The sequence below is a fragment of the Wenjunlia tyrosinilytica genome (assembly GCF_014646055.1).
Classification (GTDB): domain Bacteria; phylum Actinomycetota; class Actinomycetes; order Streptomycetales; family Streptomycetaceae; genus Wenjunlia; species Wenjunlia tyrosinilytica.
The window spans coordinates 249656-265849 of sequence record NZ_BMMS01000006.1 but is presented as its reverse complement, the minus strand read 5'-3'; the positions used below and the strand labels follow the sequence as shown (position 1 = coordinate 265849).

The 16194-nt window shown below is 73.3% G+C and carries 8 protein-coding genes; 3 read left to right on the top strand and 5 right to left on the bottom strand.

Annotated elements, in window-relative coordinates; translation table 11 throughout:
• Positions 1-465: 465 nt before the first annotated feature.
• Positions 466-1017, bottom strand: a complete 552-nt coding sequence (locus IEY86_RS09375; protein WP_189131075.1) for a MarR family winged helix-turn-helix transcriptional regulator — start codon at positions 1015-1017, stop codon at positions 466-468.
• Positions 1018-1134: 117 nt separating this feature from the next.
• On the opposite strand from IEY86_RS09375, the gene IEY86_RS09370 reads away from it, so the two are divergent.
• A complete protein-coding gene (locus IEY86_RS09370) occupies positions 1135-2412 on the top strand; it encodes an MFS transporter (RefSeq protein ID WP_189131109.1) in 1278 nt (425 codons plus the stop codon).
• Between the two features lie 108 nt (positions 2413-2520).
• Here the strand turns inward: IEY86_RS09370 and IEY86_RS09365 are convergent, their stop codons facing one another.
• Both IEY86_RS09365 and IEY86_RS09360 read right to left on the bottom strand, forming a co-directional pair.
• Positions 2521-4398, bottom strand: coding sequence for an ATP-binding SpoIIE family protein phosphatase (locus IEY86_RS09365; protein WP_189131074.1), 1878 nt, complete (start codon positions 4396-4398; stop codon positions 2521-2523).
• Between the two features lie 154 nt (positions 4399-4552).
• A complete protein-coding gene (locus tag IEY86_RS09360; RefSeq protein ID WP_189131073.1) occupies positions 4553-5887 on the bottom strand; it encodes an NAD(P)/FAD-dependent oxidoreductase in 1335 nt (444 codons plus the stop codon).
• A gap of 409 nt (positions 5888-6296) precedes the next feature.
• Here IEY86_RS09360 and IEY86_RS09355 point away from each other — a divergent pair, with 409 nt between their 5' ends.
• Both IEY86_RS09355 and IEY86_RS09350 read left to right on the top strand, forming a co-directional pair.
• Positions 6297-7136: a TetR/AcrR family transcriptional regulator gene (locus tag IEY86_RS09355; RefSeq protein WP_189131072.1), complete on the top strand. Its 840-nt coding sequence runs from the start codon at positions 6297-6299 to the stop codon at positions 7134-7136.
• A gap of 165 nt (positions 7137-7301) precedes the next feature.
• A complete protein-coding gene (locus IEY86_RS09350) occupies positions 7302-9437 on the top strand; it encodes a sigma-70 family RNA polymerase sigma factor (protein WP_189131071.1) in 2136 nt (711 codons plus the stop codon).
• Between the two features lie 27 nt (positions 9438-9464).
• Here the strand turns inward: IEY86_RS09350 and IEY86_RS09345 are convergent, their stop codons facing one another.
• Both IEY86_RS09345 and IEY86_RS09340 read right to left on the bottom strand, forming a co-directional pair.
• The gene (locus IEY86_RS09345) at positions 9465-12692 is read right to left on the bottom strand and encodes an AfsR/SARP family transcriptional regulator (protein ID WP_189131070.1); all 3228 of its coding nucleotides are present in this window, start codon (positions 12690-12692) and stop codon (positions 9465-9467) included.
• A 906-nt stretch (positions 12693-13598) separates the two neighbouring features.
• On the bottom strand, positions 13599-15689 hold the full coding sequence (locus IEY86_RS09340; RefSeq protein ID WP_189131069.1) for an asparagine synthase-related protein: 2091 nt from the start codon (positions 15687-15689) through the stop codon (positions 13599-13601).
• Positions 15690-16194 lie beyond the last annotated feature (505 nt).

Here is a 16194-nt window from a genome sequence, read left to right as displayed (position 1 = left end):
CAAGACCCTTTCACCGGTCTCTCCGGGCGCTTCCCTTCTTGTTTCTCCAGCTTATCAGATCTTTTTCTCGATCCGATCCCGGCCGGCCGGGTCGTTCATTCGCTTCGGCCTTTCGGCTTCCACTGCTCGGGACTCTATCAGATCTTCCGATCGAGTCTTTCGCGGCTTGTGTCTTTCCGACCGGCTCGCGCCGCCCGTTCCGACGAGTGAAACGTTAGCGGATCCTCCCCGCCCGATGCCAATCGGGCCGGTTCCCCACCGCATTCCGAATTCAGACACAAAAAAGCAAACAGATGCCCGAGCACGTCGAACACTGCTGAGTTCTTGCGAATGAATTGCGGGATGGCTGCCCGGGGACGTCCGCGACAGACGCCGCGTCCGTTGCTCACGCCGGACAACTCGGAGAACACTACGCACCGGGCAGGTTCGTGTCAACCTCCGGGCTGCCCGGATCGGCCAAGACCATCAGCCGAGGTCGTTGAGCCGGCCGTCGGCGTCCGGCTGAGCTGCCTCGATGCGCACCAGCATGCGGGTCAGCATGCCCGCCAGGGTGCCCCGCTCCTCCGGGCTGAGGTCCTGGACGACGTCCGCCTCGAAGCCCGCGGCCATGCGCATCGCCTCGAGCCACTTGTCGCGCCCCTCGGCCGTCAGCTCGATATTCACGCGCACCCGGTTGGTCTCGTCCCTGGCCCGGGTCACCAGGCCGTCGGCCACCATCCGGTCCACACGGTGGGTCATCGCCGCCGGGGTCAGCCCCAGGCGCTTGGCGAGGTCGCCGGGGCCGAGCCGGTAGGGCCGACCGACCAGGACGAGTGCTTTGAGCACCTCCCACTCGGCGTTGGTGATGCCCAGGGCGGTGAGCTGTCGGCTGTAGGCGACGTTCATACGGCGGTTAAGGCGGGACAGTGCGGACACGATCGTTTCGACCTGGGGGTCCACCTCGGGGAACTCCCGCTGGTAGATCGCCACCTGCTCGTCGAGGTCGGGCTCCGCGGGATCGCCTGGGACTGAAGTCATGGCGGAAAGTATGCCACCAACCCATTCGCCTTTAAGTCTTCACTAGTATACAGTTCAAGTCTGAACTTTAGGTGTGAAGTCTTTAGATTTGTCTGAAGGGTGTGGGGAGTGACTGTCATGCAGGGGGCGCTGCGCCGGGTCCAGCTCGGCAACGCGTTGGGGGCGTTCGGCAACGGGTTCACGGTCCCGTTCCTGTTCATCTATGTCTCGCAGGTGCGGCACGTGGGTGCGGGGACGGCGGGGGCGGTCTTCGCGACGTTCGCCCTGGCCGCGTTCGCGGTGCTGCCCTTCGTGGGACGGGTGATCGACCGGCGGGGGCCCCGTCCGGTGCTGGTCGCGGGTTCCGTCGCGGCGGCGCTCGGCGCGCTGAACTTCGGACTGGCGACGACCGCTCCCCAGATGATGGTGGCCGCCGTGCTCATCGGTGTGGGGATGGCCGTCATCCAGCCCGCGCTCGCCACGATGATCGTCTGGTGCTCGACGAGCGCGACGCGGTCCAGGGCGTTCGCCACGCAGTTCTTCCTGAACAACCTGGGGATGGGCATCGGCGGGCTGATCGGCGGGCTGATCGTGGACACCTCGAGCCCGGCCGGCTTTACCCTGCTCTTCGCGATCGACTCCGTGATGTTCCTGGTGCTCGGCGCGGTCGTCGGCACGGTGCGGCTGCCGCGGACCCCGCGCATCGACGACGCCCTCCCACAGGACAGCGTTCCCGGCGGCGGCCTGCGGGTCCTGCTGAGGGACCGTGCGATGGTGCGGCTGTGCGTGCTCGGCGCCGTGGTCTTCTTCACCTGCTACGGGCAGTTCGAGTCGGGGCTCGCGGCATTCGCCACCGAGGTCACCCATGTCTCGCCCGCGACGCTGGGGGTGGCGCTGGCCGCCAACACCTCCATGATCGTGATCGCCCAGTTCCTCGTCCTCAGGCTCGTGGAGCGGGCGCGCCGCAGCCGGGTCATCGCGTCGGTGGGCGTGATCTGGTTCGTGGCCTGGGTGGTCGCCGGTCTCTCCGGCCTGCTCGCCTCGCACGTGGTGGCGACGGTCGCGCTGGTCAGCACCTACGCGCTCTTCGGCCTCGGTGAGGCCCTGCTGGCGCCCACGGTCGCGCCGCTCGTGGCCGAGCTCGCGCCCGAGTCGATGCTGGGCCGGTACAACTCGGCGTTCGCCCTGGTGAAGCAGAGCGCGCTCGCCGTGGGACCGGCGTTCGGCGGTGTGCTGGCCGGGGCGGGGCTCTACGGGACGTACATCGTCTCGCTCGTCCTGTGCTCGCTGCTCATCGCGGTCCTGGGTGTGCGGCTGGGCCGCCACCTCAGCGCCAGGCAGGACAGCCCGCCGCGTCCGGCGAGGGCCGTCGAGGCCGTCCGGCCGCGGAGCGCCGACGTGGCCAAGGCCGCCTGACGCCGCAGCCGAGGATCCGGGACCCGGTGATCGGCCCGAAGTCGCTGCCGGGACCACCTCCGCCCTGTCCGGCCCATCCACCCTTCCGGCCCATCCGCCCTGTCCGGCTCATCTGCCGGGCAGGGCGAACTCGCACCACACGGCCTTGCCGCCGTCCGGGGTGCGGCGGGCGCCCCAGGAGGAGGCGATGGTCGCGACGATGGAGATGCCGCGCCCCTTCTCGTCCGCCGGCTCCGCGCTGACCCTGCGCGGCAGGTGCTCGTCCCCGTCGGTGACCTCGATGATCAGGCGGCGGTCCGTGCGGCGCAGGCGCAGCCGCATCGGCGGGACGCCGTGCTGGAGGGAGTTGGCGACGAGTTCGCTGGCGGCGAGGACGCCGAGGTCGCGCAGCTCGTCGGTGAATCTCCAGCTGGCCAGGACTCCGGAGGCGAAGGCCCTGGCCCGGGGTGTGGCCTCGACTCCTCCGAGCAGGTCGAGGGAGGCGTTGCGGAACAGCTCGGCGTCGACGCCTTCGTGGTCCGGGAGCTGAAGGACGAGCACGGCCACGTCGTCGTCGTGGTCGGCGGTGATGCCCAGCGCTCTCAGCAAGCGGTCGCAGATGACCTGCGGCGTGCCGGTGGCTCCGCCGAGCGCGGTGGTCAGGGCGGCCAGGCCGTCGTCGATGTCCTGTCCGCGGCGCTCGACGAGGCCGTCGGTGTAGAGGACTGCGGTGGCGCCGGGGCCCAGCGACATGGAGCCGGAGGTGTGCATCCAGCCGCCCGCGCCCAGGGGTGGGCCGCACTCCTCCTCGGCGCTGCGCACGGTCCCGTCGGCGTCGCGGACGAGGATGGGCAGGTGCCCCGCGGATGCGTAGGTGAGCCGGGACTCATTGGGATCGTGGACGGCGTAGACGCATGTGGCGATCTGCGTTGCGTCGATTTCGGCAGCGAGGCCGTCCAGCAGTTGCAGGACTTCGTGCGGCGGCAGGTCGAGGCGGGCGTATGCGCGCACGGCCGTGCGCAGCTGCCCCATGACGGCTGCCGCGCGCACACCGCGACCCATGACGTCGCCGATGACGAGGGCGGTGCGGCCGCCGCCGAGGGTGATGACGTCGTACCAGTCCCCGCCGACGGCGGTGTCGGCTCCGCCTGGCTGGTAGGTGGCGGCCACCCGGATGTCGTCGGGCTGTTCGAGCTCCTGCGGCAGGAGGCTGCGCTGGAGGGTGACGGCTGCCTCGCGGTGCCGGCGTTCACTCTCCCGGAGCCGCTCGGCGGCCCGCACCTGATCGGTGACGTCGGCGCCGAAGACGAGGACTCCTCGCACGTCGGGGGCGGCGTGGGCCGAACGGCGCCTGATGCGCCGGGTGGGGGTGTCGAGCTCGTCGGCGGCCGTGGCTGCCTGGGCGGCGCCCGACTGGACGTCACTGGACTGGGCGGCGCCGGACTGGGCGGCGCCGGCGGCAGCGGAGTCGGCGGCAGCGGAGTCGGCGGCGGCCGCCTCGGTCAGGGTGGCGGCCTCTCCGAGTGCTTCTCCGGGATGGCGGCCCGCGCGGATGGGTGTGCAGACGAAGCTGAAGTAGCCGTGGCGCGGCTCGCCCCCGCCGTCGCCCGCGTACGTGACGCGCCGGGCCTTGACGGTCCGGGGGCGGCCGCTTCGGTAGACCTGGTCCATGAGGGAGAGCAGGCCGAGCTCGGCGAGCTCGGGCAGTCCGTCGCGGGCGGGTCCTCCCGCGCCCCGGGCACCGAAGACCTGGGCGTACGCCCCGTTGACGTACCCGATGCGGTGGGTGGGGCCGTAGGTGACCGCGATCAGGGCCGGGACCTGGCCGAGGACGTCGTGGACGGAGACACCTTCGGCGGGGTGCGGCTCGGGATGACCGTGCTCGCCCCTGGCCGGGGGTACGCCGCCGGGCGGCGCCGCTTGCGCGGGCCGCTGTTCGCCGCGGGGTGCCGAGGCGGTGCGCCGCTGTGTTCCGGGGAGCCGGGCGCTCCAACGCGTGAGGTTCAAACGTCCGATTCCTCGCGATTGTCACTCTTTGCAGGAAGGGGGGCACGCATGGTCACGCTCTCAGTGTGGCCGATCGCGCAGACACCCTGCGGCACCGGGGCACCGCGGAGGGTCTGCGGCGAGGTGCGCGCCGATCAGGCGTTCTATGCCTCGTTCATGATTTCGGGGGTTGGAGCGAGCCCGCCGCCTGCTCGAACTCGGCGCGTGGATGCTCGAGCGAGCCGAGCGAGACGATCTCCCGTTTGAACAGGCCCGCGAGGGTCCATTCCGCGAGCACCCTGGCCTTCCGGTTGAAGGTCGGGACCCTGCTGAGGTGGTAGGTGCGGTGCATGAACCAGGCGGGCCAGCCCTTGATCTTGCGGCCGTAAATGAAGGCGACCCCCTTGTGGAGGCCGAGGGAGGCGACGGAGCCCGCGTAGGAGTGGCGGTACTCCTGCTGCGGTTCGCCGCGCAGGTGGGCGGCGACGTTGTCGGCGAGGACCTTGGCCTGGCGCACGGCGTGCTGAGCGTTGGGGGCGCACTCCTGCCCGGGGTGGGTGAGGTCGGGGACGGCGGCGGCGTCACCCGCGGCCCAGGCCGCCTCGACGCCGTCGATCTGGAGGGTGGCGGTGGACTTGAGCCGGCCGCGCCCGTTGAGCGGCAGGTCGGTCTCGCCCAGCATCGGGTGCGCCTTGACTCCCGCGGTCCACACGATCGTGCGGCTGCGGAACCGTTCACCGTCGCTGAGGACGACCATGCGGTCCTCGCAGGAGTCCAGGCGGGTCTCCAGGCGCACGTCGATGTTGCGGCGGCGCAGCTCGCGCACGGTGTACTTGCCCATCTCCTCCCCGACCTCGGGAAGGATGCGGTCGCTGGCCTCGACGAGGACCCAGCGCATGTCCTCGGGACTGATGTTGTGGTAGTACCGCGAGGCGTAGCGGGCCATGTCCTCGAGCTCGCCGAGAGCCTCGACGCCCGCGTAGCCGCCGCCGACGAACACGAAGGTGAGGGCCGCGGCGCGCACGTCGGCGTCGCGGGTGGAGGAGGCGATGTCCATCTGCTCGAGGACGTGGTTGCGCAGGCCGATGGCCTCCTCGACGGTCTTGAAGCCGATGCCGTACTCGGCGAGGCCGGGGATCGGCAGGGTGCGCGAGATCGAGCCCGGGGCGAGCACGAGCGCGTCGTAGGGGATGTCGATGTCGCCGGAGCCGTCCTCGGTGCTGGCGAGGGTGGAGATCGTGGCCACGCGCTTGGCGTGGTTGATCCGCTTCGCCTCGCCGACGATGACCTGGCACTTCGACAGGACGCGGCGCAGTGGCACCACGACGTGGCGCGGGGAGATCGCGCCAGCGGCCGCCTCGGGGAGGAACGGCTGATAGGTCATGTAGGGCTGCGGCTCGACCACGATGATGTCCGCCTCACCGCGCTTGAGCTTCTGCTGCAGGCGCAGTGCGGTGTACATGCCTACGTAGCCGCCGCCGACGACGAGGATGCGTGCGGGCTCCTTCACGCATCCATGACGCCCTGCCCCGGTTGGGTTTGTCTACAGGTCTGGCGCAACAGCTGTCGGAAGAAGTCGTCGCGGGCTCATGATCACGTTCGCGGCGTCGCAGGTCAATAAGGGGGCGCACGGGGGCGTACAGGGCACGCGCGCGCCCTGACGGACCAGCGCACCGCCAAGGGGAACGCGAGCGGGTGTACGCGGGTGACCGCACCGTCCGACCGCCCGGGACGGACCTCGGACGGACGGCGTAGACGGACCGAAGCGCCCGGTTCCGTCAAGAGCGCATATGCCCCGACCCCTTCTTTCTGGTGCAGCGCTGAACTATGTTCTAACCCCGTCGGCGCGCAGCACCGAGCACGCCGACGACACATGGGGTGGGGAGTCTCCGGGGGGAGACTGCATTTTCGGGGGCAGTATGCGTATTCAGGACCCTCAATGGCAGACGGCAGTGGTGGCAACTGCTTCGGTCGCGGGTGGCACGAACGGCAGCGGGCGGGTGGCTCCCCTGCGCGTCGACGCCCAGCGAAATCTGGAGCATGTGCTGCGCGCTGCGCGTGAGGTCTTCGGCGAGCTCGGCTACGGCGCGCCGATGGAAGATGTGGCGCGACGGGCAAGGGTCGGTGTAGGCACGGTCTACCGGCGCTTTCCCAGCAAGGACGTCCTGGTCCGGCGAATAGCCGAGGAGGAGACCTCCCGGCTGACCGAGCAGGCTCACGCCGCGCTCGTGCAGGAAGAGGACGAGTGGACCGCTCTGACGCGGTTCCTGCGGTACGCGGTGGGCTCGGGTGCGGGCCGGCTGCTACCCCCGCAGGTGCTGCGGGCGGGGGCGGAGGCGGTGGCATCGCCGTCCGCCTCCGTCGCCGACGCGCTCGGCTCCGGTCCCGTCGCCTCGGTCGGGTACATGCCGCCTCAGCGGCTGGACGCACCGGTGGCGGGAATGGCCGGGGCCGCGGTGGCCGAGGCTCCGCCGGTCCGGCTCGCGGTCGAGGACAGCGGCGCCGCGGCGCTGCTGGAGGTCGTGGGCCAACTGGTGGAGAGGGCACGAGGGGTCGGCAAACTCCGGCCCGACGTGACCGTCGCCGACGTCCTGCTGGTGATAGCGACGGCGGCTCCCTCGCTGCCGGACGCCAACCAGCAGGCGGCCGCGTCCGCGCGGGTGCTGGAGATCCTCCTCGACGGCCTGCGTGCGCGGGTCGGCGAGCGGACCTCCTCGCCGGTGCTGGCACAGGCGATGGAGACAACCTCGTTCGAGTGACACCCGAGTCCGGGGGCGGTGAACGTCCCCGGACGGGTGGATCCCTTCAATGTCCGCCGTACGGTGGACGCCGCTGTGCAAGCCTGACCCAGTGGGCGGCCGCCGTGTGCGGCCGCCGCATCCGGACGGCCGCGCACAGGGGCGGGTCGTGCGGCGGACTCAGGGATGGTCGTCGTGACGGACGGGCGTGACGAGCCGGTCGGCGAAGAGGGTGTGCTGCCGCGACGGCAGGTGCCCGGACAGGGTTCCGGGCCGAGGCCCGGCGAGCCCCCGGGAACGGCGCCGGGGCAGGAGCATCCGGCGGGGCACGTTCCCCGGCAGGGCGGGCCCGCGGGCGCTTCCCGCGCGGAAACCTCCGGCACGAGGAAGTCCGGGGCGAGAACTTCTGGCGCGGGGACTTCTGGCGCGGGGACTTCCGGTGGAGGGCCTCCTGCGGGCGGGGCTTTCGCTGGTGGAGCTTCCGGTGGCGGGTCGTCCGGTGGCGGGGCCTCGCGTGACGAGGCTGACGAGTTCGACGGTCCGGTCTCCGACGCCGAGCTGATCTCCCGGGTGCGCTCGGGCGACGACAGCGCCTACGGGCTGCTGTACCGGCGCCATGCCGACGCGGTGCGCCGCTACGCGCGAGGCTGCTGCCGTGACGCGCACACCGCGGAGGACCTGACCGGTGAGGTCTTCGCGCGCACCCTTCAGGCGGTGCGCGGGGGAAGCGGACCCGATGTGGCGGTTCGCGCGTATCTCCTGACGACCGTGCGCCGGGTCGCGGCGTCCTGGGGGAACACCGCCAAGCGGGAGCACCTGGTCGACGACTTCGCGGTCTTCGCCGTCACCGCGGCGGGCTCCTCGACGGCCGCCGGCGCCACCGGGGCCGCGGCGGACGCCCGGGCGATGCAGCGGGCCGACCAGTCGATGGCGGTACGGGCGTTCCGCAGCCTGCCCGAGCGGTGGCAGGCGGTGCTGTGGCACACCGCGGTGGAGCGGGAGTCGCCCAGCGAGGTGGCGCCGCTGCTCGGGCTGACCGCCAACGCGACGGCTGTACTGGCGCACCGTGCGCGCGAAGGCCTGCGTCAGGCGTACCTCCAGGCGCACGTGAGCGAGACGCTCATAGGCCAGGAGGAGTGCGGGCAGTACGCCGACCGTCTCGGCGCTTATGCGCGCGGGGCACTGCGTCTGCGCGCGGACCGGGAGTTGCGCAGGCATCTGGACGAGTGCTCCCGGTGCAGGGCGGCCTCCGTGGAACTGGCCGACGTCAACGCGTCCCTGCGCGCTGTCCTTCCCACGGCGTTCATCGGCTGGTTCGGTGCCGCGTACGCCACGTCGGCCGCGGTCGCGGGGGCGGGGGCGGCGGCAGGGGCCGCAGGAGCCTCGGCGGGCGGGGCGGCGGGAGGTTCCGCGGGAGGGTCCGCCGGTGGCGCCTCGGGCGGCTCGGCCGCCGCGTCCGAGGGCCTGGGACTGCCCGCGAAGGTGGGTATCGGTGCGGGCGCGTTCGTCGTCGCGGCCGGGGTCGCGCTGGGCGCCGGGCTGATCAGCGACGACGGGGCGCCTCCCATGAGGGCGAGGTCCAAGCCCCCCGCGGTGGGGCCCCAGGTACCGCTGCCGCCCGCTTCATCCGATCCGTCGACACCCGGGTCCGCGAACCCGGCACCCGAGCCACCGGCCGCCGCACCGCACCGCCGGGCGGGCTCGTCACCGAAGCCCGGCCGGTCGGGGAGCACTGCCCCGCGGCCCGCCCCGCCGACGCTCGGCCCCGCGCCGAAGCCGACCTTCACGCGGCCGAACCCTCCGCAGACGCACCATCCGACGCCGAAGCCGACGCCCGTCCCGCCCAGCCCCCCGGGGCCGTCCAAGTCACCGAAACCCCCCAAGCCGCGTGTCTTCGCCCTCAACGAGCTCAAGTGGAGCGGTGAGGGAGGCGGCGGCCACGAGCCCACGGTCCGGCGGGGCGAGAGCAGCTGGATGTGGCAGCGGCACCGTATGCGGGTGGGCGGCACCTCCTACGCGGGCGGTGTGAGCGTGCACGCGCCCTCGTCGGTGACCATCGACCTGAACCGCTCCTGCGCCTCGTTCGACGCCATGGCGGGCATCGACGATCTGGGCCTCGGCCTGGGCGCGGCCCGCTTCGAGGTCTACGGCGGCGGCACCCGGCTGTTCCGCTCGCGTGTGGTGGAGGCCGGCGACGAGGCCGTACCGGTCAGCGTGAACCTCACCGGCCACCGCACGGTCCGCCTGGTCGCCCGCCCCGCCCACCTCGTCGAACTGGTGGACCTGGCGGACTGGGCGGACGCGAGGATCACGTGCCGGTAGCGGGACCGGTGCCGGGGACAGCCGTCGTCAGGCCTCGCCGAACAGCGCCGCCGCCTCGGCACCGCTCAGCCGCTCCCCCTCCGCCAGCGCGGCCGCCAGCGCCTGCGCGGGGAGCACCGGGCGCAGCAGTTCCAGCGCCGCCTCGACGTCGTCCTGCTCGGGAACGGAACGGGGCAGCCCGGCCCGCATCGCGGTGGCCGCGCCGAGCAGCCGTGCCGCCCGCGCCGGATCACCGTGCTCGGCGTCGATCAGGGTGGCCGCCTCCAGGATCGTGGCGTAGAGCCGTTCGTCGCACTTGTCCTGGAGGGCGATGTCCAGGGCCTGCCGGCAGTTCAGACGGGCCCGGGCGGCGTTGCCGTCGAGCAGGTCCAGGCGCGCGGACAGGCAGGCGACGGCGGCGGTGAACATCGGCGGGGGCGCTCCCTGGTCCGCCTCCCGTCGCGCCAGTTCCACCTGGGCGCGGGCATCCGCGACCCGCTTCCTGCGCAGATGCACCGCCGCCGCCAGATAGCGGGAGTATGTGCGGGCGTCCCACACCCCGTAGGTCTCCGACTCCTCCTCCGCGGCGCGCATCAGCTTCTCGGCCTCGTCGAAGTCGCCGGCCCGGTAGGCGAGGTCGGCGAGGCGGACGGTGAGGAACGGGCGCTCGTGGTCGGCGCCGAGCTCCTCGCTGAGGCGGATCGCCTCCTCGTAGCGCTGATGGGCGGCGTCGTAGTCACCGCGGAAGGTGTTGATCTCGGCTTTGGCGCCGAGGAGTTGCGCGCGCACCCACAGGTCGCCGACGTCGCCGAGCAGGGCCATGGCCTCGTCCACGTCGCGGTCGCTGTCCTTCAGGCCGCCGTACTGGTCGGTGGAGAGCAGCGCGCACAGCAGCAGCGCCATGGCCAGCTCCCATGCGCCGCCGTACTGACGGCAGGCGGCCACCGTCTTCCGGGCCCGTGGCAGCACTTGCGGGCTTCCGAAGGCCATGAACCCCGCGAACGCCCAGAGCACCCCGGGCATCCGGGCCATGTGCGGACCGGATCCGCCGTAGGCGTCGATGATCATATGTGAGAGCTCGGCGTTCTCCCGGGTCCTGCGGCTGCTCTCGCCCTTCGCCTCGGCGACGTAGAAGAGCAGGTAGAGGCGGGCGTCCATGCGCGGCCAGTACAGGGGATCGTCCGGGTCGAGCGGCTGCCCGGGGCCGTCCGGGGAACCGAGGGCGACGGCGGCGGTGAGCCAGGCGGTCGCCTCGTCGCGGTAGTTGCGCAGGACCCAGAACCACGACATGGCGTTGGTGATCGCGAGCGCGGACTCCTCGTCCCGTTGGGTGAGGCAGTGGCGCAGTGCCGCGCGGATGTTGTCGTGCTCGGCCTCGAGGCGCGCGAACCAGCGCAGCTGCCCGGCGCTTTTGAGGTGGGGTTCGGCGACGCGGACGAACTCGCGGACACCGGCGGCGTGACGGTCGGCGGTGGCCGCCTGATCGGGGCTGCCGGCGGCCTTCTCGGAGGCGTACTCGTGGATCGTCTCCAGCATCCGGTAGCGGAACCCGTCCTCGGGGAGCTCCCGGGACTGTTCTGCGACGAGCAGGGACTTGTCGACGAGTGCTCCGAGCAGGTCGAGGACGTCCTCGCGTTCGATGCCCTCGCCCGAGCAGACCTCCTCGGCCGAGGCGAGGGTGCAGCCGCCGGCGAAGACGGACAGGCGGCGCAGCAGGGTGCGTTCGGGCTCGGTGAGCAGCTCCCAGCTCCAGTCGACGACGGCGCGCAGGGTCTGCTGGCGGGGCAGGGCGGTGCGGCTGCCGAGGGTGAGCAGGCGGAACCGGTTGTCGAGGCGGTCGGCGATCTGGCGCGGGGTGAGCAGGCGCAGGCGGGCGGCGGCGAGTTCGATGGCCAGGGGCAGGCCGTCGAGGCGGCGGCAGATCTCGGCGACGGCGGCGCGGTCCTCGTCCGGGTCGAAGCCGGGGCGCACGGCCGCGGCGCGTTCGGCGAACAGGCGGTGGGCGGTGGGCGGAGGCAGCGGTTCGACCGGGCGCACGGCCTCGCCCGGGACGCCCAGGGGCTCGCGGCTGGTGGCGAGGACGGTGATGCCGGGGCAGGCGGCGAGCAGGGTGTCGGCGAGGTCGGCGCAGGCGGCGATCAGGTGCTCGCAGTTGTCCAGCACGAGAAGGAGGCGGCGGTTGGCGCAGTGTTCGAGCAGGCGGGCTGAGGGGTCGGCGGAGTCGAGGGCCGTGATGCCGTCGCGGGCCCGGCTGTAGACGGTGGTGGCGCGGCCGCCGAGGGCGTTGAGGACGGTGCCGGGCACGGCGGCCGGGTGCTCGACGGGGGCGAGTTCGGCGATCCACACGCCGTCGCAGTAGTGGGTCTGGAGGTCGTCGGCGACCTCTTCGGAAAGGCGGGTCTTGCCGGATCCTCCGGGGCCGGTGAGGGTGACGAGCCTGGCGCGCTCGAGTTCGTCGCGGATGGAGCGCAGCTCGCTCTCGCGGCCGACGAAGCTGGTGAGGCGGGCCCGCAGGTTGCCGCGGCGGCGCCGGCGGGGCGGCTCGGGCCGGGGGGCCTCCTCTCTCAGCAGTTCCTCGTGCAGGGCGCGCAGTTCCGGGCCGGGGTCGGCGCCGAGGCGTTCGACGAGGGTATGTCTGGCGTTCTCGTAGGCGGCGAGCGCGTCGGCCTGCCGTCCCGCCGCGCGCAGGGCGCGGATCAGCAGGGCGCGAAAGGGCTCGCGGAGGGGGTGCTCGGCGACGAGTTCCTGGAGCTGGGGCAGCACCTCGTCGTGGCGGCCGAGCGCGAGTTCGGCCTCGGCCCGGCGGTGCAGGGCGGTGACGCGCAGGCCCTCGGGGCGGGCGGCGGCGGCCGCGCGGTCCGGGAGGTCGGCGAGGACGGGGCCGCGCCAGAGCGCCAGAGCCTCGTCCAGCAGGCAGGTCGCCGCCTCCGGGTCCCCGCTGTCGAGCGCCGCTCCCGCGCGCGCGGTCAGCCGCTCGAAGGCGAACAGGTCGACATCGTCGGGCTCGGCGTGCAGGCGGTAGCCGCCGGGCCCGGAGGATATGGCGTCACGGCCGAGGCCGCGGCGCAGCCGGGAGACCAGGGCCTGCAGGGCGTTCGGCGCGTCCTGGGGCGGGTCGGCTCCCCACACCTCGTCGATGAGGACGTCCACGGGGACCGGGCGGCCCGGCCGCAGGGCGAGCGCGGCGAGGAGCGCCCGCAGCCGGGCGCCCCCGAGGGCCACGGCCCCACCGTGCTCATCACGCGCCTCCGTGGCGCCCAGGATCAAATACCGCACCGCTCCATTGTGTAGGTCCCCGGCCTCGCAGCGCGGCCCGCGCCCCGGCGGGCCATGGTGGGAGGCCGGATCGGTGGGCGCCGCCAGGCCATGAACGGGGCCCTCGACGGGCACGCGAACCCGCGTCGCACACGCCCGATGGGGTCGCACGCCCCCTCGTCACCGCGCGGGCCCCCCACCACCAGGACCATGGCGGACGGTCGATCCATGGGCACCTAGCGCCAAGGGCGCCATGTGCCGTGGGCGGCGCCTCGTACCACGGGCACCACACACCGACCCATGCGCCGTGGGCGCCTCGAACCCCTGGACGCCCCCGCACCACGGGCGCCTCGCACCCCTGGGCACCTCGCACCCCTGGGCACCACGTACCACGGACACCTCTTACCCCTGGGCGCCATACTCCCCGTTGTCGGTGCGCGAGCGGCGCCCGACCTGGACCATGGCAGACGGTCGATCCATGGGCACCATGCGCCGTGGGGCGCCTCGCACCTCTGGACGCCTTCGTACCACGGGCGCCTCACACCCCCCGGGCGCCACGTGCCGTGGGCACCACGTACCACGGGCACCTCGCACCCCTTGGCGCCGCACTCCACGTTGTCACCGAGCGGGCCGCACCCCACCAGGACCATGGCGGACGTCCGATCCATGGGCACCTAGCGCCATGGGCGCCATGTGCCGTGGGCGCCTCGCACCCCTGGGCACCTCGCACCACGGGCGCCTCGCACCCCCTGGGCGCCATACTCTCCGTTGTCACCGCGCGAGGGGCGCCCCACCAAAGCCTCTGGCGAACGCCAGATCTGTCGGCGTCACGGGCCCGTCCGCGCCGCATGCCCGGGTGCGCCGCACGGGCGTCAGTGCCACCCGCGCGCAGGCATGACGCCTCGCCGGCGCGGCGCTGAGCGCGTCTCACATCAGGGGGACCGCGCCGCCGCCTGCGCCTGGTCGGGGGACGCCCGCTGCCACCGCTCGCTGGCGGGGGGCGTCCGTGCCGGTCCAGCAGGAGCCGCGGCGGCTGAGGAGGCGGCCGAGCCACACCTCCGTCGAGACCAGCTCCGCCAGCCCGTCCAGCGGCAGCGGGGCTCCGTTCGCCGCCTCGACCAGGGCGTCGCGCACGACCCGGCCGTCGATCAGTCCGGCGTCCGCCAGCAAGGGCGCGTGGAAGACGTCGATCAGTTCGTCCAGCGCCGTTCTCAGCCCCGCCCTGACGGCCGTCTCCGTGGACAGATGGGTGTTGGCGCCCCACCCCTCGGGCAGGTCCCGGATCCCCGACCCCGCCAGCACCGCCCGCAGCACGGCCGATCTGGCGTCGGGCTGGACCCGCCAGTGCTCGGGCAGGCCCGCGCACGCGCGGACCACCTGGTTGTCGAGGAACGGGGCGTGCACCCGCTGCCCATGGACCTCGGCGGCCTGCTCGAAGACCCGGTGGTCGGCGGCGTGCCGGTTCAGCATCGCGCGTGCCCGCCGTTCCCCCGGACGTTCCACCGGCCCCGGCCGCCGGGCCGCGTCACTCAGCCGAATCGATACTCCAGCAAGGGTCTCCCCCGTCAGCCAGCGGGCCGCGGGACCGGGTCGGCACCAGCTCAGGGCGTCCAGCGACGCCTCCAGCGACGCGCCTCGCTCCATCGGCCCGCCGAAGCGCCGGTCCAGCAGCCGGGCGGCGGCCTCCTCCACACCCTGTTGATAAGGCGTGCGGGCCAGCCGCCGGGCCGCCCGGTACACGGAGAAAGGGATGAGCGCCGCCCGCGCCGAGGGCCCGTCCGCCCGCACCAGCGCCGCCGCCGGGCGCAGCAGGCTGCGGCGGCGCCGGTCGAGCAGGAGGTCGGCGAGGCGGGCCGGGTGCGCGTCGAGCACCTGCCGGGCGCCGTGCCCCACGAGGTGGTCGGCGCCTCCCGCGGCGAGCCGCCGACGGTTGCGTTCCGCCGTGACGAGGGCGGGTCCGGGCTCGTCGGTGAGCGGCAGCTCGCTCAGGTACGCGTACGGCAGCGCCTCGGCGCCCCCGGGGACGACGACATGCCGCAGCCGAGGGTCGGCCGCCATCCGCCGGGCGCGTTCCAGTTCGGCCTCGCGGCCGTCGACGGCGCCGGTGGACATGTCGTTGAACGTCACCGCCAGCAGCCGCTCCCCCGAGGAGGCGGCGAACGATCCGGGGATGCCCGGCGCCCCCGGCAGCCCCGCCGCCAGGAGGGCGAGCGTCGCCGAGGCGCTGCCGCCCGACAGATCGGCGCCGACCCCCGAGGCGGGTCCGCCGGGCCCGTCGGCCGGAATCACCCGGGGCGCTTCCATCCGCGCGCGGACCGCGTCGACGAGGGCGTCGCGGATCGATTCCACCGCCTCGTCGGCGGAGCGGGGGGTGGCGCCCCCGGCGAGGGAGGCCGCGTGCTCGTAGCCGGTGATCTGGGGCTGGCCCTCGCGCAGTACGAGCGCGCGGCCCGGTGCCACCCGGCGCACCCCCAGATAGGGGGTCCCCTCCCCCAGCGCCTCCGGGGAGTCGGGACAGGCGAGGAGCGCGGCCAGGTACTCGACGTCGAGCCCCGCCTCGACGAGGTCGGCGAGCGGCAGCGCCGCGGTGGCATAGGCGGTGCCGCCCTGCCACGGGGTGTGGAAGACCGGGCGGGCTCCGGCCAGGTCACCCAGCACCGTTGTCCTGCGCCCGAGTTGGAGGACGGCGGTGTAACTGCCGGGCCAGGCGGTCAGATGGCGCAGCGCCCCGCCGCGCGCGGTGTACAGGCCCAGTTTCAACTCGGCGTCCGTGGCCCGGCATCGGCCGAGAATCGCGAGGCGCGAGGGTGTGGTCCCGTTCCCATTGCGGGCTCCGGCGTGCGCGGGCCTGCCGGGTTCGGCGTCGACCACGCGGACCTCGTCCGGCCGCCAGTCCCCGACGGCCCACAGGGGATCGGGGTCGTCCCACAGGAGTTGGGCCCCTACCGGGAGCACAGTCCGGCGCGATGCCATGCCGAGGCGCAGGGGAGCGCTGCTCCACCCCACCAACCACCGCATGCCGCCTCCACAGGCTGTGGACAACTGGCCCGAGTCGCCGGCGAAGCCCGATCGAACACATCAGGGGCCCGGTGAACTCCGGGAACTCAGGAACATGGTGCCAGAGGGCAGGCCCGGAAGCGGCAGTTGGGGCGCAGCGCGCACATGCCAAAGTGGGGACCGGCCGGTCCGGGCCGCCCCCTCCGCGGCCCGGACCTGAGGGCGGGCCAACGAGCCGACGGGCGCGCACGAAGCGCCCGCACCATGTCAACTCCCTTGGCGCGGCGGTCGTTTCGCGCCATCGTTGCTCAAGGCCGTACATGTGGAAACACAGTCGGCAGGGGGGCGGCTGCCAAGCCGCAGTCCGGGAGGCGTCCGCACGCCCCCCGGACCGGTCCGCCGCCCGCGGGGAATGTGGCGGCGGCGTCCCCCGGCCCGCCAACGTTCTGCGCTGCGCAGTCTCGGCGGCAGGCCGACCCACGACTTCAAGGGAAGCGCTCCCTGGCGGAGGGAGGGCAGAGCGCAC